Source organism: Bifidobacterium moraviense (assembly GCF_012932365.1).
GTDB classification, from domain to species: domain Bacteria; phylum Actinomycetota; class Actinomycetes; order Actinomycetales; family Bifidobacteriaceae; genus Bifidobacterium; species Bifidobacterium moraviense.
In genome coordinates this window covers 1-19,270 of the sequence record NZ_JAAIIH010000024.1, presented here as the reverse complement: position 1 = coordinate 19,270, position 19,270 = coordinate 1, and the positions used below count along the sequence as shown (strand labels likewise).

Genomic DNA, 19,270 nt, shown 5'->3' with positions numbered 1-19,270 from the left:
CGCCCTCGGCTTCCGCAATCTCGACAACTACATCACCAGAAGCCTGCTCCACACAGGCGGATTCGGACAAGCCATCCAGACCCACCTCTAAACCACCACCCATACACACCAAAATGCGAAGAGCCGCGTGACAGCGTGTGCGGGCATGCGAAAGCCCCTGCGACAGGTTGGTCGCAGGGGCTCGTTTCGTTTCAGAGGAGGCTGATGTCGATCAGACCGATCAGACCGATCAAGCCGATCAGACCGTGACCGAAGCCGTCACGCCGCGACCTCGTTGAGCTTGGAACGCTTGCGGCTGTACGCGAAGTACACCACCAGGCCGAGGCCGAACCAGATCGCGAAGCGCACCCAGGTCTCCCAGTTGAGGCCGGCGATGAGCACGAGGCAGAACGCGATCGCGCAGATCGGGGTGAACGGCACGAGCGGGGCCTTGAAGCCGCGGTGGGCGTCCGGCTGGGTGTGGCGCATCCACAGGATGCCGGCGGACACGATGATGAACGCGGACAGGGTGCCGATGTTCACCAGCTCGAACAGGATGTTGATGTTGATGAAGCCGCCGGCCACCGCGGTGAGGATGCCGAAGAACCACGTGCCCTTGAACGGCGTGCGGTACTTGGGGTGCACCTCGCCGAAGAGCTTCGGGAACAGGCCGTCGCGGCTCATGGCGTAGCAGATGCGGGACTGGCCGTACAGCTGCACGAGCATCACGGTGGTCATGCCGATGATCGCGCCCAGGTTCACGATGAACGCGAGCCAGTTCATGCCGGTGGCGAGGATCACGCCGGCCACGGGGGCGTCGATGAAGTTGGCGAAGTCCTGGTAGGGCACCACGCCGGTCATGATGAGCGTCATGATCACGTAGAACACGGTGGAGATGGCCAGCGACAGCAGAATGCCCTTGGGCAGCGTCTTGTTGGGGTTCACGGTCTCCTCCGCGGAGGAGGACACGGCGTCGAATCCGATGAAGCTGAAGAACACGATCGACGCGGCCGGCACGATGCCGTACGGCTGCGTGGAGTCCGGCTGGAACGTGTAGATGCCGTACGGGGAGAACGGCTTCCAGTTGGCCGGGTTCACGTACCACACGGTGCACACGATGAACAGCACGATGATGACGAGCTTGATCATGACCATGATGTCGTTGGTGCGCTTGGTCTGGTTGATGCCGATGGACAGCACCCACGTGATGAGCAGCACGATCACGAAGCCGGGCAGGTTGAAGTACGTGGTGACGCCCGGCGTGGTGCCGTACGCTGCGGTGAGCTCGACGGGCAGATGCAGGCCGAATCCTTCGAGCAGCTTGTTGAAGTAGCCGGACCATCCGGCGGACACGGTGGCCGCCTGCAGGGCGTATTCGAGGATCAGATCCCAGCCGATCACGAACGCGATGAGCTCGCCGAACGCCAGGTACGAGTAGGAGTAGGCGGAGCCGGAGACCGGGGCCATCGAGGCGAACTCGGCGTAGCACAGGCCCGCGAAGCCGCAGCAGACGGCGGCGAGCAGGAACGAGACGGACAGCGCCGGGCCTGCGGTGAGCGCGCCCTTGCCGGTCAGCACGAAGATGCCGGTGCCGATGATGGCGCCGATGCCGAGCATCGTGAGGTCGAACGTGCGCATGGTGCGCTTGAGCGGGGTGGATTCAGCGACCAGCTGATCCACCGACTTCTTGCGAAAAAGATCCATAATCTTCTCTCGGATATGCGGAATGGATATGGGCTGGACCGGACGGAGTTCCGGGACCTCGGCACGCCTTAAACGCCGGGAATCAGAATGGCCGCGCGCGCTGCGTCAGCGCCGGGCGGACATGTGGAGCCAGTGTAGGGCCGTGCGTTGACAAGCGGCCGGATGACGGCGGATTCCGTCTCGCCATGCGGATGCGGCGTCATGCGCCGGCGTGCGGCGGCGTGCGGCCCGGTCATGCCCCGGCCGTGCGCGGCCGTCGCGCGGCGATCCCCGGATACGCAAACGTCATAGCGCCGCGCCACAATGGTGGCCATGACTTTGAGCGCAGCACCCCAGTGGGTTTTTTCGAGTGAGCAGGGCAGGGCGAACTACAAGGCGGCGTGCCGCAGGTATCCGGCGCAGTGCATCGTGGACCTCAGGGCGCTGCGCGACAACATGGCGCATCTCGTGGAGATCTGCGGCGGCCCCGACTCCGGCACCGCGGTGATGGGCGTCGTCAAGGCGGACGCCTACGGCCACGGCCTGATCCCCGCCGCGCTGGCGGCGCTCGCCGGCGGCGCCACGTGGCTCGGCACGGCGCAGGCGCACGAGGCGCTGGCCCTGCGCGAGGCGGGCATCGGCCCCGACCGCTGCCGCATCCTCACGTGGATGTACTCGGGTCTCGAGGTGCCGTTCGACGAGCTCATCGCCGCGGACGTGGACGTCTCGGTCGGCTCGCTCGCCGGCATCGCCCGCGTGGCCGAGGCGGCGCGCAGGGTGGGCCGCCCCGCGCGCGTGCACGTCAAGTGCGACACGGGCTTCGGACGCAACGGATTCACGCCCGCGGCGTTCGACGAGGCGCTCAGGGCCCTGCGCGAGGAGCAGTCGCTCGGCCTCATCCAGGTGGTCGGCCAGTGGAGCCATCTGGCCGTGGCCGACGCCCCGAACGTCCCCGAGTTCGTGAAGTCCACGGACACCCAGATCGCCGTGTTCGACGAGTTCACCGAGCGGATGCGCGCCGCCGGCATCGCCCCGGAGATCCGCCACATCGCCAACACCGCCGCCACGCTGAGCCGCCCCAAGGTGCACTACGAGCTCACGCGCCCCGGCATCGGCCTGTACGGCTACGAGCCCGACCCGGCCATGGGCACGCCGCAGCGCTACCACCTGAAGCCCGCCATGACGCTGCAGGCGCAGCTCGGCACCGTCAAGGACGTGGAGGCCGGCCACGGCATCTCCTACGGGCGCACGTATCTGACGCCGCAGAACACGTCCACCGCCATCGTGCCGCTCGGCTACGCGGACGGCATCCACCGCTCCGCCTCCGGATTCGACATGCAGGGCGCCAAGCACGTGGAGAAGCTCGGCGGCCCGGTGCGCATCATGACCAGGCAGGGCCCCAAGCTGGAGCGCGTCTCCGGGCGCGTGTGCATGGACCAGTTCATCCTGGACCTGCACGGATCGGCCGACGCGATGGGCGTGGAGGAGGGCGACACCGTGGTGCTGTTCGGCCCCGGACGCGGCGAGGCCGTGTGCGAGCCGACCGCCGACGACTGGGCGCGCGCCGCGGACACCATCAGCTACGAGATCTTCACGTGCCTGCGCAACCGCATCCCGCGCCTCTACCTCAATGCGGCGGAGGTGCTGCCGCCCGAGGATCTCGCCCTGCTCGACCCGACCACGCTGCTGTAGGACGGCGCGCGGGACGCAGGACGATTCGTCAGGACGCGGGGAGACGGGACATGGACACGGCGGCGAGCGAACGGATTCCGACGGGCGAGGGCTACGACGCCTTCGACGAGGAGCGTTGGGCCCCCGAGCCGCCCAAGTCCAGGTCGCGCACCGCGTTCGAACGCGACCGCGCGCGCCTCATCCACTCGTCCGCCCTGCGCAGGCTCGGCGCCAAGAGCCAGATCCTCGTGGCCGGCACCGACGATTTCGCACGCACCCGCCTCACGCATACGCTCGAGGTGGCGCAGATCGGGCGGCAGATCGGCGCGCTGCTCGGCTGCGACCCGGACATCGTGGACTGCGCCTGCCTGGCGCACGATCTGGGCCACCCGCCGTTCGGACACAACGGCGAGCGCGCGCTCGCGTCCATCGCCGCGAACATCGGCGGGTTCGAGGGCAACGCGCAGACGCTGCGCATCCTCACGCGCCTCGAACCCAAGGTGTTCCACCCGGACGGGCTGCGCTCGGCGGGCGTGAACCTGACGCGCGCGTCGCTGGACGCGGCCGTCAAGTATCCGTGGACGCTCGCGGAGGCGCCGCTGCATCCCAAGGGGGAGCGCAGCGCGAAGTTCTGCGTCTACCCGGACGACGCGGACGTGTTCCGCTGGCTCAAGACCGGCGCGCCCGAGGCCACGAAGCCGATGGAGTGCCAGATCATGGACCTCGCGGACGACATCGCCTATTCGGTGCACGACGTGGAGGACTCCATCGCCACCGGCGCGTTCAATCCGATCGCGCTCACGGATCCCCGCGTCCTCGACCGCATCGTGGAGCAGACGCGCGCGTGGTACGGCGAGCGCTGGGACCCCGACCTGCTGCTCGCCGCGTTCAGGCGGCTGCGGCGCCTGCGGATGTTCCCCGATCATTTCGACGGGTCGCGGCAGGCGCTGGCGAGGCTCAAGAACATCACGTCCGACCTCATCGGCAGGTTCGCGTGGAGCGTGGAGCACGCCACGCGCGAGACGTACGGCCCGGGCCCGCTCACGCGCTACTCGGCCAGCGTGGTCATCCCCGAGGGCACGAGCTACGAGATCGTGGCGCTCAAGGGCATCGCCGTGTACTTCGTGATGGCGCCGAGGGAGCGCGAGCCGTTCCACAAGGAGGAGCTGCGCATCGTGGAGGATCTCGTGGACGTGCTCATGCGCGACTCGCCCCGTCCCTCCGACGCGCTGGAGAGCCAGTTCCTCGACGACTGGAACGAGTCCACCAACGACGACGAGCGTCTGCGCGTGGCCGTGGACCAGGTGGCGAGCCTGACGGACGGGTCGGCGCTGGCGCTGCATTCGATCCTGTGCGGGTGACGCCGCGCGGCGGCATCGTTCGAGCGGCTTTGCGCAGGCGGCGGCCTTCACGAGACGGGAAGACGATCGCCCGCGATCGCGTCCGCGTCTTGCCGTGATCGGTGCCGCGGAACTACCATGGAGATGCAGATGTGCCGCAGCGGGCGATGACGCCTCAGGCACCCGGGGGACAAGGAGCTCGCGATGAACGACGAGACCAGTGACGTCAGGAACATCGGAACCGAGGGCGCGGCCGACGCCGCCTCGCAGAACGCCGCGGACGCCGCGACGGCGGAGGAGATCAGGGAGGTGGACCGCCTCGAGGCCGTCACGCCCACCAAGGCGCGCATGGACGCCGCCGAACGGTCCGAGCACCGCGACGCCGAGCGCAGAAGCCACCACGGCGACCCCACCAACGGCGTCTACTCCGGACTGGACACTATCGCCTTCGGCGGCCACTGAATCCGCCCGTTCCGCGTGCCCGCGTCGGTTCGTGCCGCTAGGGTGTGAGGCATGGCTGGAATGATCAAGAAGGAAGACGTGGAGAAGGTGCGCGCCGCCGCGGACCTGTACGACATCGTATCCGCGTCCGTGGCGCTCAAGCCTTCCGGCACCGGCACCTACGTGGGCCTGTGCCCGTTCCACGACGAGAAGACCGGCAGCTTCAACGTGCGCCCCTCGCTGGGCGTGTGGCACTGCTTCGGCTGCGGCTTGGGCGGCGACGTGTTCAAGTTCGTCGAGCAGCAGGAGAACATCGACTTCCGCGAGGCCGTGGAGCTGCTCGCGGACAGGTACCACATCGAACTGCACTACGAGCAGACCGGCACCGGGCGTCCCGACGGCGAACGCTCCGGCTCCCGCCGCGCGCGCCTGCTCGAGGTCAACGAGGAGGCGCAGCGCTTCTTCGTCTCCCAGATCATGAGCAAGGAGGCGCTCGCCGCCAGGAAGCTCCTCGGCGGACGCAACTTCAGCCAGGCCGACTGCGAGCGCTTCGGCTGCGGCTACGCGCCGCAGGGCTGGGACAATCTGGTGCGCCACCTCGCCTCCAAGGGCTTCACGCAGCAGGAGATGCTCGACGCCGGTCTCGCGCGTCAGGGTCAGCGCGGCGTGTACGACTACTTCCGCGGCCGCGTCACGTGGCCCATCCGCGACTCCACCGGCCGCACGCTCGGCTTCGGCGCGCGCAAGCTGTACGAGGACGACACCATCGCCGCCAAGTACATCAACACCCCGGACACGCAGCTGTACCGCAAGAACCAGGTGCTCTACGGCATCGACCTCGCCAAGGCCGCGATCGTCAAGAAGCGTCAGGTGGTGATCGTGGAGGGGTACACGGACGTGATGGCCATGCATCTGGCGGGCATCGACACGGCCGTGGCCACGTGCGGCACCGCGTTCGGCGCCGAGCACGCGAAGATCGTGCGCCGGCTCATCGCCGACGATTCGCTCGGCGCCATCCAGCTCATCGGGCCGCGCAAGGTGGACGGGCAGGTGGTCAGCTCGCGCGTGGTGTTCACGTTCGACGGCGACGCGGCCGGGCAGAAGGCCGCGCTGCACGCGTTCGGCCTCGACTCGGCGTTCCTCACGCAGACGTTCGTGGCCGTGGCGGACGACAACCTCGACCCGTGCGACCTGAGGATCCGGCGCGGCGACCAGGCGGTGCGCTCGCTCATCGAGGGCGCGCGGCCGCTGTACGACTTCGTGATCGAGACCGCGATCGACCGGTTCGACACGCAGTTCACCACCGGGCAGATGGGCGCCGTGCACGCGGTGGCGCCGGTGATCGCGCAGATCCGCGACCGGTCGCTGCTCGACGTGTACACGCGCAAGGCGGCCCGTCGCGTGGGCGTGGATCTGGACATCCTGCAGCGCGAGGTGGCCGCGGCCCGGCGCGCCGCGCACGTGCGCGACGAGGACGCCTACGCGCCCCGGGGCGCGCGACGCGGCTTCGGCGGCGAGACGGCCGCGGAACGGGAACGCCGCGACGAGAATCCGTACGCCAACCCCGCCGAACGCAAGGCGCTGGAACGGCGGGACGCGCGCAACCAGACGTACTTCCGCGTGGACGACGCGGTGTTCGTGTGCGAGCAGCAGTTCATGGCCACGCTGATCCAGGTGCCGCGCGCCGTGGATCGTACGCTGTTCGCGCAGCTGACCGCGGACAGCTTCACCACGCCGGTGTTCCGCACGATGTTCCAGGCGCTCGAGGCCGCGGGCGGTCTGCCGGCCGACGCCACCCCGCAGGGCCTGTGGATGCACGCGCTCACCAAGGCGGGCGGGCCGATGCTCGAGCAGGTGATCAACGAGCTTGCGGTGATGCCGCTGCCGCTGCCGTCCGCATCGGCCTCCGCACAGGGCGACGGGGGAGCGGCCGCGGGCGCGGGCGGCGTGGTGTCCGGCACGGCCCCGGGCATGACCGGCCCCGGGGGAACCGCCGCCGCGGCCGTGCAGCTGCGTCCGGCCACGCCCGCCGAGTCGCGCTACGCCACCGAGCTGCTGGTGCGTCTCATCGACATGGACTACATGCGTCGCGTGGCCGACGCCCGCCGCCGCATGGCCCGTCTGCCCGACGGCGAGGAGAAGTTCGCGCTGCTTGGCCGCGTCGCCAAGCTCGAGGCCGCCCGCAAGGACCTCCAATCGCAGGTCTACAACAACAACGTGGCGTAGCGGCGGATGCCGGGGGCCCGAGGCCGTGCGTCCGGCGAGAATACGGGCTGAAAACGACGAAATCCCGGATTCCAAGCGCCAAACCCCCGCAAAAGCGTCCATTTGGTACTTGGAATCCGGGATTTCGTCATTTTCAGCCCGTAATGTTCGGAGTCGGCCGGTCCCGGTTTCCCGTCACCCCGCACAGGTGCCGGAATATGGCCCCGTCGTCCCAGGCGCGCGCCGCAATGTTCTTCCCACCATCCTGAGCGGAGGCCGGAATGCCCCCTCGGTCATCCTGCGCGGAGGGGGATATCTCTTCAGTCATCCTGCGCGGAGGCCGCTAGACCGGAGTCGAAGGATCCTTGACTATGCAAGAACGGCCAAGGATCCTTCGACTCCGGCTGCGCCTCCGCTCAGGATGACTAGGGGGAAGAAGCTGCGCCTGCGCGGGACGACGGGGAAGGGGGGCTGCACCCGCGCGGGACAACGAAAGAGTCGTCCGATCAGGCGATCTGGCGCAGCAGGGCGGGCAGCTCGGCCATCGTGTCGATCACCGCATCGGCACCGGCGGCCACGAACGCCTCGCGCGCGGCGGAGCGTGCGGCATCCTTGTCCGCCTCGGACAGGGCGTCGAACTCGTCCTGGCTCAGCGCCATCTGCGAGCTGCCCTCGGTGACGCCCACGGTGAAGACGCCGGCGTTCTTGCCCTCGCGGATGTCGGAGAGCGTGTCGCCCACCTTGACGGCGCGGCGCACGTCGGTCACGCCCAGCGTCCTGAGGTTCGCGAACACCATGTACGGGTAGGGGCGGCCGAAGCCGTCCACGCCGTCGGGGCTGATCCAGAAGTCCGGCGCGTAGCCTTGCTCGGCGGCCCTGGGCGCCACGATCTCCATCATCTTGTCGGTGTAGCCGGTGGTGGAGCCGATCTTGAGGCCCATTTCGCGCAGCGTGGCGATGGTGTCCACCACGCCCGGCTTCGGGGTGGCGAAGCCGTCCAGGATGGACAGCAGCTTGGGCTCGAAGTGCGCGTACACCTTGTCCGCGTCGGCGTCGGTGGGGGCGGCGCCGTGGGCGTCCTCCCATGCGCGGGCGATGCGGTCCATGTGCAGCATGGTCTCGATGTGGTCGTGCTTGAGCATGCCCATCGGCTTGCGGGTCTCGGCCATGGTCGGCTCGATGCCGAACTCCTTGAACGCCTCCTGGAAGGCCTTGACGGGGGCGAAGCAGCCGTAGTCCACGGTGGTGCCGGCCCAGTCGAAGATGACGGCCTCGAAGCGGGTGCTGGTCATGATGTGTTCTCCTTGGTGAACGAAAGCGGATGGATTGGGGGTTTCTGCCATCCCGAGCGGAGGAATCTGTCCTTTCCCTGTCATCCTGGGCGAAGGGGCCTGTTCTTTCTCTGCCCTCCCGAGAGGAAGAGCCGGTCCTTTCCTGTCATCCTGAGCGGAGCGCAGCGGAGTCGAAGGATCTTTGATTTGTGGGTTGGGTCAAGGATCCTTCGACTCCGCCCTGACGGGCTTCGCTCAGGATGACGAGGAGGGGGGCCGATCAGGCTCCGCTCAGGATGACGAGGAGGGGAACCGATCGGCCTCCGTTTAGGATGATGGGGAGGGGGACTGATCGGCCTCCGTTTAGGATGATGGGGAGGGGGACTGATCGGCCTCCGTTTAGGATGATGGGGAGAGAGCTGAGCGGTCCTCAACTTAGGATGACGGTGGCGGTTCGTCTGTTCGAGCGGAGGGGCCGGTCCTTTCCTGTCATCCTGAGCGGAGCGCAGCGGAGTCGAAGGATCTTTGATTTGTGGGTGGGATCAAGGATCCTTCGACTCCGCCCTGACGGGCTTCGCTCAGGATGACGAGAAGGGGGACGGACCCGGTCCTCGCTCAGGATGACGAGGAAGCGGGGAATCAGGCGGTGAGCTTCACGGACGTGGGGGCGGCGGCCTTGATCGGGGCACCGGCGGCATCCATCGCGGCGATCGCTTCCGGCACGGAGTCGGATCCGGTGGCGGGCTTGAGCAGTCCGCGCTCGCCCATGTACATGGCCAGCAGCTCGGTCACCTTCTCGATGTCGTCGGTGTAGATCTCGCCGATGTTGCCCAGACGGAACGTCTCCTCGTCGGTGAGCTTGCCCGGGTAGATCGCGTAGCCGCGCTCCTTGATGAACTCGTACATGTCGTGGAAGTCGAACGTGGTGCCTTCCGGGTAGAGGAACGTGGTGATGATCGGGCCCTGATGGTCGTGCAGGAACAGACGGAAGCCGAGCGCCTTCATGCGGGCGATGAGCAGCTCGTTGTTGAGCGTGTAGCGGGCGGAACGCGCCGGGATGCCGCCTTCGGCGAACATCTCGTCAAGTGCCTTGGAGAAGGCGAGCACCACGTGGGTGGGGGAGGTGAAGCGCCACTTGCCGTTGGCCTTCTCCAGTGTGTTCCACTGGTCCCACAGGTCGAGCGAGAGCGAACGGGCCTTGCCCTTGGACGCTTCGAGCTTGGCTTTGTTGCAGATGATGAAGCTGAAGCCGGGCACGCCCTGGATGCACTTGTTGGCGGAGGACACGAGGAAGTCGATGCCCCAGTCGGCCACGGGGATGTCCACGCCGCCGAACGAGCTCATGGCGTCCGCCATGAACGTCTTGCCGTACTGCCTGGCCACGCGCGCCACGGCCTCGATGTCGTTGAGCAGGCCGGAGGTGGTCTCGGAGTGGATCATGGACACGTGCGTGATGGACGGGTCGGCCTTGAGGTAGTCCTCGACCTTGGCGGCGTCCGGGATGCGGTCGTACGGCTCGGCGTACTGCACGAAGTCGATGCCGGCGTGGCGGCAGATGTCGGCCTGACGGTCGCCGTACGCGCCGTTGGTGCACAGCAGGACCTTCTCGTCCTTGCCGATCACGGAGGTGAGCACGCTCTCGACGCCGAAGGTGCCGGAGCCCTGCATGAGCACGACGGTGTAGTCGTCGGCGTTGCAGTGGGCGAGCTCAAGCAGCTGACGGCGGATCTTCTGGGTGATCTGCTGGTAGTCGGCGTCCCACGTGCAGTGGTCGAAGAGCATTTCCTCCTTGACCGTGCGGGTGGTGGTGAGCGGGCCGGGGGTGAGGAGCTTGTATTCGGTGTTCATCGGGGGTTCCTTTCTGGTGTCTTGCGTCTGAGCGTCTGATGTCCGCGTCACGTGGCGCGGGTTCCGCGGGACGCGGGTGCGCGTTCGCGGAGCGGCGATCGATCGGCGTCGCAGCGGCTTCGTGTCGGCGCTGTGCGATTGGGGCTTCCGGTCGCCGAGTCTAATGAACTATGGAGTTTTCCAGTAATCTACGTAGTCGAAATCGGGTGCACGGAGTGTCATCCGTAGGACGCGTAGGTGGGGGTTACGTTGGGGTGAACGGAACGGGACGCGATGATATGCGCCCCGCTCCGACGGATGCTGGGGATACGAAGCCGGGCCTCTCCCACATCATCCAGTGCGGATTTCCCGGTCATCCTGAGTGGAGAATGGCTTTCCTCGGTCATCCTGAGCGGAGGCGAAGCCGGAGTCGAAGGATCTTTGACTATCTCGGCATGGTCAAGGATCCTTCGACTCCGCTGCGCTTCGCTCAGGATGACGGGGAAGGCACACCCTTGCTCAGGATGACGGTGGCGGTCCGTCTGTTCGAACGAAGGGGCCGGTTCTTTCCTGTCATCCTGAGCGGAGGCGAAGCCGGAGTCGAAGGATCTTTGATTTGTGGGTTGGGTCAAGGATCCTTCGACTCCGCCCTGACGGGCTCCGCTCAGGATGACGGGGAAGGGCGCGCTCGTGCTCAGGATGACGAGGGAAGGCGCACCCCTCGCCCAGAATGACGGGCGAGCGGAGAGACGCCCGCTCAGTCGCCCTGTGCGGCCCGCTTGCACGCGGACGAGAAGTCCTGGTGCTGCTGCAACAGGTCCACGGTCAGCGCCTGCGGGAAGGACTTCGAGCGCTTCGAGGCGTTGGCGGGGGCCTGTTCGCCCTCGTACAGCGGCGTGGGGTAGGTCTCGAGGAGCTCCTTGCGGCCCTTGTCGATGATCACGCCGGCCATCTGCTGCGCCTTAGGATTCGTGGCGCGGCCCTTGTCCAGCACGGCCACGGACTCGGTCAGCGAGTAGTTGCCCTCGGACGGGTCCACGAAGTCGATCGGCAGGCCCTTGGCCTTGTCCGCCACGGCCTGATGGCGCAGGCCGAAGCCGATCGCCACCTCGCCGGAGCGCACGGCCTTGAGCGGGCCGGAACCGGACTGTTCGAGGTGCGGACCGGCGTTGCGGTAGATGGCGGTGAGGATACGCTGCCCCTCCTCGCCGGTGCCGTACGCGTCGGCGATGGCCTGGATCATGAGCCAGCCGGTGGAGGAGCCCTCCATGTCCGGCACGGAGATCAGGCCCGCGTACTTCGGGTCGGCCAGGTCCTTGAGGCTCGTGGGCTCCGGGACTCCGGCCTCGGCGATCGTCTTGGTGTTCACGATGATCGCACCCTCCTGTGCGGTGGTGGGGGAGCGGTACGCCGGCGCGGTGGAGTTCTGCGAGTCGTCCAGCAGCTTCGACTTCACGTCCGTGAGGTCCGCGAACATGTGGTTGCGCTCCTGCGCCGAATCGACGTAGTAGGAGCTCATCGTGAGCATGTCCGCCTCGAGCGCCCTGCCTTCGGCCAGCATCTTGCCGCCCAGCTCGGAGGTGCCGAAGCTCTGGATGATGTACTGGTCGCGGAAGCCGTTGCCGTCCAACGCGTGCTGGAATGCGGCCACGGCCTCGTCGTCGGCGTTGGTGTAGATCACCACCTGGCCGTTCGCGGAGGAGGCGGTCGCGCCGAACCCGAAGGCCACCAGCAGCACGGCCAGCACCGCGGAGAGTGCGCCGGTGAACGCGTTGCGCGCCCTGCGGTTGCCGGTCGTGGGCAGCGGGAAGTCGGGGCTGCCGTTGGCGCCGGTCTGCTCGATGGCGCGCTGGCGGCTGTCCGGGCGCACCGCGGCGGCGGCCACGGCCACCTGCGGCACCGTCGCCTTCACCGTGGCACGCGCCCGCACCTTCCGCGTGCCGCGGTCGCGCGTGGCGAACGCCGTCACGCCCTTGACCACGAGGTTGGTGGCCAGGATCAGCAGCGAGAGCGCGAAGATCTCGTCGAACTTCGCCACGTGCTGCAGCGCGGAGATCTTGGTGGTGATCACCTGCGTGCGCGCGCCGGTGAGGAACACCACCGCGGAGATCGTGACCATCGCGTTGACGAAGTAGTAGCTGAACACCTGCAGGATCGTCGGCAGGGCGTTCGGCGTGACCACGCGCACGATCGTCTTGATCCAGTTGTCGCCCATGAGCTTCGCGGTGGTCTCCCACGAGGCGTTCATCTTGGTCAGGGAGTCCTTGATCATCTGGTACGGCGTGGCGAAGTAGTGCACGATGTTCGCCACGATGAGGATCCAGAACGTGTTCTGCAGGCTCGAGCCGGAGAACACGAACAGGAACGCGATGCCGAGCACCATGCCCGGCACGGTGTTGATGACCGAGCTCATCGCGTCCACGGTGCGTCGCGCCCAGTTCGGCAGCTTGGAGCGGGACGTCACCAGGCCCGCGGCGTAGGCGAACAGGCAGCCGATGATGGCGGTCATCACGGCCACGTACAGCGAGTTGGTGTACACCTGCGTCAGCTCGGAGTCGGTGAACAGCGAGGCGATGTGCCCGAACGTGAAGCCCGTGTCGAACGGCCACTCGTTCACGAACGGGATGAGCAGGATCACCGCGAACAGGCTCAGCACGCACGCCAGCGTCACCACGGAGGCCGCGCCGCACGCCCAGTCGCGCCTGCGGCCCTTCGGCAGCTCCACCTGCGAGATCTTGTTGTAGCGGATCGCGAAGCGCTCGAGCGCCGTCACCAGGATGATCGAGATGATCGAGGGGACGAGCATCACCACGGCGATCACGGCGCCGCGGTTGAAGTTCGGGATCGAGCCGAGCATCTGGTTGAACAGCGTCATGGCGAGCACGTCGTATTCGCCGCCCACCGAGGTCGGGATGCCGTAGTCGGTGAACGCGAGGAAGAACGACTGGATGAACGCGATCGCCATCGTGCCGATCAGCGGGCGCACCACGGTGTTGAGGAACGTGGTGAACGGCTTGTCGCCCATGATGTGCGAGACGATGATGAACTTCTTGTCCACGAACTGGAAGCTGTTGTTGATGAGCAGGAAGCACGTGGGCAGCGTGTACACCACGTAGCCGATGAGCAGGCCGTTGAAGCCGTAGATGTCGAACGGCTGGAAGCCGAGGAGCCGCGTGATCAGGCCCTGCTTGCCGAACGAGTAGATGATCGCGAAGCCGTACGTGATGGTGGGCAGGAGCATCGGCACCTGCGTGAGCAGCGTGATGGCCTTCTTGAGCCCCGCCGGCACGTTGGTGCAGTTCACCGTGTACGCCAGCAGGAACGCCAGCAGCATGGCCACCAGCGCGCTCGCCGCGGACACCTTGAGCGAGTTGAGCACGGAGACGCCGAACTCGGGGCGCGTGAGCACCGCCCAGTAGTTGGCCATGGTGGCCGCGCCGTCGCCGGTCTGGAACGACTTGACGATGACCGTGGCCAGCGGGATCACCAGGAACGCGAGGAACGCGATGGACACGATGGCCAGCAGCGTCCACAGCTCGGTCTGCTTGGGCGCGCTGGGCCGGCGCTCGTGGTTGGAGATCTCGGGGGCGATCTTGGGCAGCTGCTTGCCCGCCTGGATGGATTCGACCGACATGGCTCAGGCCTCCGCTCGCTTCGGGGCGACCGCGGCGTCGGCTCCGTTCGCGCCGGCGGCGGCGTGCTCGCCCTCGTTGAACAGGGTGTAGATGTTGTTGCGCTTCACTTCGAGCTGGTGGAGGATGAACGTCCGCACGAAGTCGTTGGCCGGATGCTCGATGATGTTCTCCGGGGTGTCGTACTGGGCGATCCTGCCCTGGTTGATGATGAGCACCCGGTCGCTCATCGTGCACGCCTCCTCGGGGTCGTGCGTGACCATGATCGTGGTGAGGTGGTACTGCTCCACGATCTGCTTGATCTTGGCCTTGATGGACTCCTTGATCACGCCGTCGAGGGCGCTCAGCGGCTCGTCGAGCAGCAGCAGCCTCGGCTTCATCACCAGCGTGCGGGCCAGCGCCACGCGCTGCTTCTGGCCGCCGGAGAGCTCGTCGATGCGCTTGTTCAGGTGCTCCTCGAGACCCAGCAGGGAGATGAGCTCCTTGATCTCCGCCTCGGAGGAGATGCCCGGGTTGTTACGCAGGCCGTACGTGATGTTCTCGTACGCGGTGAGGTTCGGGAACAGCGCGTAGTCCTGGAACACGATGTTGAAGCCGCGCTTCTCCATCGGCACGTCCGTCAGGTCCTCGCCGTCGTAGATGATCTGTCCGCTCGTGGCGTCGGTGATGCCCAGGATGATGTTGAGCAGCGTGGTCTTGCCGCCGCCGGACGGGCCGAGGATCGACATGATCCGGCCGTTGTCCAGCGTCAGGCTGATGCCGTTGAGCACGTGCGTGTCCCCGAACGATTTGGTGATGTCCTTCAATTCCAGCATGGTGTCCGTTTGCCCTTCACTGCCTCATGCGGGGACTCTCCCCGCGCACTACGTCTTCCATCCTCGTGCCGGACCGTCGCCGAGGGCCGGGTGTGCGGGGAAACGTTCGGGGCGGCAAGGTGAACAGCAAGATGAACAACGTCGCGGCGACGTAGTCGACGTAGTGTGCCGTGGTTCCGTCCTGCATGGGCGTCGGCCTCGAAGGACGACTCTGCGCTCAGGCGACGAACTCGCGGTCCGCCACGGCGCGCCCCGAACGGTCCAGCGCGGCGGAGAAGCGGGGATAGTCGGTGAGGATCACGCCCATGTAGAGCATGTCCGTCAGCGCGATGTGCGCGATGCGCGAGAAGATCGCGTTGCCGTAGATCGTGCGCTTGCCCTGGCCGGCGAACAGCGTGATGTCCGCCCAGTTGGCGAGCGGCGTGCCCGCCACGTTGGTGATGCCCAGCGTGGCCGCGCCGGCGTTCTTGGCCAGCCGCAGCGCCTTGACGGTGTCCGACGAGGCGCCGGAGTAGGAGTAGGCGATCGCCATGTCCTGCTCGCCCAGATGCGTGGCGGAGATCTGCTGCAGATAGGCGTCGGCGTGCAGCCGCGCCTGCAGCCCCAGATACGAGAGCTTGCACACCAGATCGGTGGCCGGCGCCACGGAGTCCTCCACGCCGTACACGTCGATCACGCGCGCGTGCGCGATGAGGTCCACCGCCCTGCGGAACGCCTTGACGTCCAGCACGCCGAGCATGTCGTCCAGCAGCGACTTCGATGCCGTCGCGGCCTTGGCCGGCACGTCCTCGAGCGTGTCCCACGGGTGCAGGTTGAAGCCCTCCAGCGGGTTGAATCCGTCCCCGCCCGCGGCCGCCGGCGCCTGCGGATGGGTGAGGGCGTGGCGGAACTCGCGGTAGCCGTTGAACCCGAGCTTGCGCGCCACGCGGATCACCGTGGGCTGGCTCACCTCCGCGGCCTCGGCGAGCTCGCCCACGGTCAGTTCGCCCACGGTGGGCAGATGGTCGCGCACGTAGGAGGCCACCTGCTGCTCGGCGGGGTGCAGGGAGGGGTACACGCGTCCGATACGCTCCTCGATGTGCGCCAGCGAGCCCATGACCGCCCTTCCGTCCGGTGGATTGTCCGACTGTCTCCAGCCTACGGATCGGCGCGGGGATGCGGCGACGGATCGGCTGACACGGTCATGAATGGAAGGTGAACTTTTCCGGCGCGCCCGTTCAGAATAGGGTTCCCAGCAGCGCGGGGACCGCCGGCGCCGCCACCGTGGCGCCGAACGTCACCATGATCGCGCCCAGGAACAGGAACGGGCGCGTCATGCCCTCCCACGCGGGCAGCCGGCGCAGCGTGCGCACCCCGTACGTGGCGCCGGACAGCGCGAACGCGACCAGACCGAAGACCAGCAGCGGGCCGCCGATCACCAGCAGCCCCAGTTGCGACAGCAGATTGACGTCCAGCATGGCGGACCTCCTCGTTGTTCCCTCGTGCGGGTCGCCCGTGCGGGGGCCCGCGGCGCCGTCTCCGCGGCGGCGATGATCCCATCGTGCCCGTCCGCCTCCTCGTCCGCCCTCGTGCGCCGGGACGATCCCGTCCACCCAGCGATTCGCGCCCGTCATCCCCGCGGATGACGCCGTACCATGGCATCCCGCGGCGAACGCCAGCGACCGTCGGCCATCGGACATCGACGACCGGTCGCCGACCGTCGCTCATCGACCATTGACGAAGGAGACATGAACGTGAGGACCGAGACCACGCCGTCCGCCGGCGACGATCGCGACATCCTGCTGGTGATCCACGCCGGAGCCGGCGACCGGCGCAAGGACGCGGACCCGGAGCGCACACGGATCGCCGAGACGGACCTCGCACGCGCCCTCGACGCCGGATACGCGCTGCTCGAACAGGGCGGCGACGCGCTCGACGCGGTCTGCGCCGCGATCCGCGTCATGGAGGACGCGCCCGAGTTCAACGCCGGCCGCGGCGCCGCGCTCACCAGCGAGGGCAAGGTGTCCATGGACGCGTGTCTCATGGGCGGCGACGGCGAGGTGGGGTCGGTGGCTGGACTGGACACGGCCCGCCACCCGATCGACGTGGCGCGCGCCGTCAAGGAGCGTACCAAGCACGTGATGTTCGCGCGTCCGTCCGAGGAGCTGCTGCGCTCGTGGGGCATCGAACTGCGCGATCCCGACTACTTCGTGACGCAGGCGCGCCGCGATTCGCTGGAACGCGCGCGGCGCGACGGCGACGCGTGGGAGAAGCACGGCACCATCGGCGCGGTGGCGCGCGACGCGGAAGGCCATGTGGCGGCCGGCACGTCCACCGGCGGCATCACCAACCAGATGCCCGGACGCGTGGGGGACACGCCCCAGACCGGTTGCGGCAACTACGCGGCCGACGGCGTGGCTGCGGTCTCCGGCACGGGCATCGGCGAGGCGTTCGTGCGCACCGTGGCGGCGCATCAGGTGGCCGACCGCATCCGCTTCGCCGGACAGGACCCGCGCGAGGCCGCCGAGGCCGTGCTCGACGACATCGCGGCGCACCGCGGCGACGGCGGGCTCATCGTGGTGCCGGACCACGGTCCCGGCGTGGTGGCGTACAACAGCGAGACGATGAACTTCGGCTACGCGACTCCCTGGGGGCGGCGCGTCCATGCGTGATTCTTCCCTGCGTGACTCTTCTCTGCGCGATCGTTCCGGATCCGAAACCGAACCCGGGGCGCGTGGCGGCGCCGGACGCGGCATGCGTCTGCGCGCCTTCCGCGCCGCGTTCCCGCTGACCGCCCCCATCGCCGCGGGCTTCCTGTTCCTCGGCTGCTCGTACGGCCTGCTCATGCACGCCAAGGGCTTCGCGTTCTGGTATCCGGTGGGCATGGCGTTCTTCATCTTCGCCGGCTCCATGGAGTTCGTCACGGTGAACCTGCTGCTCAGCGCGTTCAATCCCGTCGCCGCGTTCCTGCTGGCGCTCATGGTCAACGCGAGGCACCTCTTCTACGGCCTGTCGATGCTGGGCAAGCTGCGCAACATGGGCTGGAAGAAGCCGTACCTCATCTTCGCCATGTGCGACGAGACCTTCGCCATCAACTCGGGGACCCGGATTCCGGACGACGTGGACCGCGGATGGTTCATGCTGTTCGTCTCCATGCTCAACCGCTGGTACTGGATCGCCGGCACGGCGCTCGGCTGGCTCGTGGGCGGCCTGCTGCCGTTCAGCACGCGCGGCATCGAGTTCGTGCTCACGGCGCTGTTCCTGGTGATCTTCCTCGACCAGTGGATGGGAACGGCGTCCGGGCGGGCGCACGTGTCCGGCGTCATCGGCGTCGGCGCGACGGCGGCGTGTCTGGCGCTGTTCGGCTCGTCCGACTTCATGATCCCCTCGATGGCGCTCATGCTGGCGGTGTTCCTGCTGCTGCGGCGCCATCTCGACGAGACGCCGTCGGCCCCGGGCGGCGCGGGGGACGATCGTGGCACGACGACCGCCGCGGACGCGGCATCCGATCGTGCGGCGGCCGATCACGGTCGGATGGAATCTGACCATGCGGAAGTCGACCATGTGGAATCCAACCATAAGGCCGCCGTTCCGCGGCGCGACGACGAAAGGACGGCGGCATGATGACCATGACGACCTGGCAGGCCGTGGCGACCATCGCGGTGGTGGCTCTCGGCACGATGCTCACGCGCTTCCTGCCGTTCCTCGTCTTCCCCGAATCGAAGCGCCCGCCGCGCGTGGTGGAGTACCTCGGCAGCGTGCTGCCGTACGCCATGACCGGCCTGTTGGTGGTGTATTCGCTCAAGGACGTGTCGCTCACGTCCGGCAGCCACGGCATCCCCGAGGCGATCGCGATGCTGGCCATCGTGCTGCTGCACTGGTGGAAGCGCAGCATGCTGCTCTCGATCGCCGGTGGCACGGTGCTCTACATGGTGCTCGTGCAGGTGGTGTTCGTCTGACGCCGCTGACTCGGTCTGTGCGTCGGCGCGGACGATGGTCGGTCATCGCAACGTTGCGGTGACCGACCGTTTTGCGTTTCGGTCGCGTTCCCTTCGATGGTCCTTCGTCGCAACGTTGCGATGCACGGAAGATGTCTGCTGACGTTTCCCGGAGCCGTGCGTGCGACGCGCGAAGCGAACGGGGGATGAACTCTTCGCGACACGCCGGTGCGGCGGGCGTTTTTGCCTGTCCGCCGGGAGATTCGCGGCGTAATCTGCATGATGGAGGCCTGTTTTTGGGTGTGTGCGACACGCCGATGGATGCGAGTGTTTCGTAGGGTTTTCGGGTGGTCGCGTGGGGGCTGGTTTGCGTGATCCGGGGGAGTCGTGTAAGTTACTTACTCGCTGCCGCTGAGCGGTCCGGTTCCTCCGGTTCGGCTGGTTCCGGGGTTCGCTTGGCTGGTGTGGTGGTTTGAGAACTCAAGAGCG

Annotated in this window: 14 protein-coding genes; 7 read left to right on the top strand and 7 right to left on the bottom strand. The window is 67.4% G+C overall.

Features of this window, described 5'->3' with window-relative positions; all coding sequences use genetic code 11:
- Positions 1-258: 258 nt before the first annotated feature.
- A complete protein-coding gene (locus G1C96_RS09845; protein WP_169276414.1) occupies positions 259-1,683 on the bottom strand; it encodes an amino acid permease in 1,425 nt (474 codons plus the stop codon).
- 312 nt (positions 1,684-1,995) lie between these two features.
- Here G1C96_RS09845 and alr point away from each other — a divergent pair, with 312 nt between their 5' ends.
- The 4 genes from alr to dnaG all read left to right on the top strand — a co-directional run bounded on the left by alr (position 1,996) and on the right by dnaG (position 7,340).
- Positions 1,996-3,354 carry an alanine racemase gene (gene alr, locus G1C96_RS09840; RefSeq protein WP_169276413.1) on the top strand — a complete coding sequence of 453 codons (1,359 nt, stop codon included), beginning with the start codon at positions 1,996-1,998 and terminating at the stop codon, positions 3,352-3,354.
- Positions 3,355-3,404: 50 nt separating this feature from the next.
- Complete coding sequence (locus tag G1C96_RS09835) at positions 3,405-4,694, top strand: deoxyguanosinetriphosphate triphosphohydrolase (RefSeq protein WP_169276412.1); 1,290 nt, start codon at positions 3,405-3,407, stop codon at positions 4,692-4,694.
- A 183-nt stretch (positions 4,695-4,877) separates the two neighbouring features.
- Positions 4,878-5,135: a hypothetical protein gene (locus tag G1C96_RS09830; protein WP_169276411.1), complete on the top strand. Its 258-nt coding sequence runs from the start codon at positions 4,878-4,880 to the stop codon at positions 5,133-5,135.
- A gap of 51 nt (positions 5,136-5,186) precedes the next feature.
- On the top strand, positions 5,187-7,340 hold the full coding sequence (gene dnaG / locus G1C96_RS09825; RefSeq protein ID WP_169276410.1) for a DNA primase: 2,154 nt from the start codon (positions 5,187-5,189) through the stop codon (positions 7,338-7,340).
- Positions 7,341-7,825: 485 nt separating this feature from the next.
- Here the strand turns inward: dnaG and phnX are convergent, their stop codons facing one another.
- The 6 genes from phnX to G1C96_RS09795 form a co-directional block, all read right to left on the bottom strand.
- On the bottom strand, positions 7,826-8,611 hold the full coding sequence (phnX, locus tag G1C96_RS09820) for a phosphonoacetaldehyde hydrolase (RefSeq protein ID WP_205832131.1): 786 nt from the start codon (positions 8,609-8,611) through the stop codon (positions 7,826-7,828).
- A 618-nt stretch (positions 8,612-9,229) separates the two neighbouring features.
- Positions 9,230-10,438 carry a 2-aminoethylphosphonate--pyruvate transaminase gene (phnW, locus tag G1C96_RS09815; protein WP_169276408.1) on the bottom strand — a complete coding sequence of 403 codons (1,209 nt, stop codon included), beginning with the start codon at positions 10,436-10,438 and terminating at the stop codon, positions 9,230-9,232.
- A 736-nt stretch (positions 10,439-11,174) separates the two neighbouring features.
- Entirely contained in the window at positions 11,175-14,051 is a 2,877-nt protein-coding gene (locus tag G1C96_RS10175) for an extracellular solute-binding protein (RefSeq protein WP_205832130.1), read from the bottom strand.
- Positions 14,052-14,054: 3 nt separating this feature from the next.
- Entirely contained in the window at positions 14,055-14,864 is an 810-nt protein-coding gene (locus tag G1C96_RS09805) for an ABC transporter ATP-binding protein (protein WP_169276407.1), read from the bottom strand.
- Between the two features lie 217 nt (positions 14,865-15,081).
- On the bottom strand, positions 15,082-15,960 hold the full coding sequence (locus G1C96_RS09800) for a MurR/RpiR family transcriptional regulator (RefSeq protein ID WP_169276406.1): 879 nt from the start codon (positions 15,958-15,960) through the stop codon (positions 15,082-15,084).
- Between the two features lie 121 nt (positions 15,961-16,081).
- On the bottom strand, positions 16,082-16,321 hold the full coding sequence (locus G1C96_RS09795) for a hypothetical protein (protein ID WP_169276405.1): 240 nt from the start codon (positions 16,319-16,321) through the stop codon (positions 16,082-16,084).
- A 270-nt stretch (positions 16,322-16,591) separates the two neighbouring features.
- Here G1C96_RS09795 and G1C96_RS09790 point away from each other — a divergent pair, with 270 nt between their 5' ends.
- From G1C96_RS09790 to G1C96_RS09780, 3 genes are all read left to right on the top strand, one after another.
- Positions 16,592-17,515: an isoaspartyl peptidase/L-asparaginase family protein gene (locus G1C96_RS09790; RefSeq protein ID WP_169276404.1), complete on the top strand. Its 924-nt coding sequence runs from the start codon at positions 16,592-16,594 to the stop codon at positions 17,513-17,515.
- Between the two features lie 82 nt (positions 17,516-17,597).
- Positions 17,598-18,467, top strand: a complete 870-nt coding sequence (locus tag G1C96_RS09785; RefSeq protein WP_169276403.1) for an AzlC family ABC transporter permease — start codon at positions 17,598-17,600, stop codon at positions 18,465-18,467.
- Positions 18,467-18,802, top strand: a complete 336-nt coding sequence (locus tag G1C96_RS09780; RefSeq protein WP_169276415.1) for a branched-chain amino acid transporter permease — start codon at positions 18,467-18,469, stop codon at positions 18,800-18,802. The genes G1C96_RS09785 and G1C96_RS09780 overlap by 1 nt, the downstream gene beginning before the upstream one ends.
- The last annotated feature ends 468 nt before the right edge of the window (positions 18,803-19,270 follow it).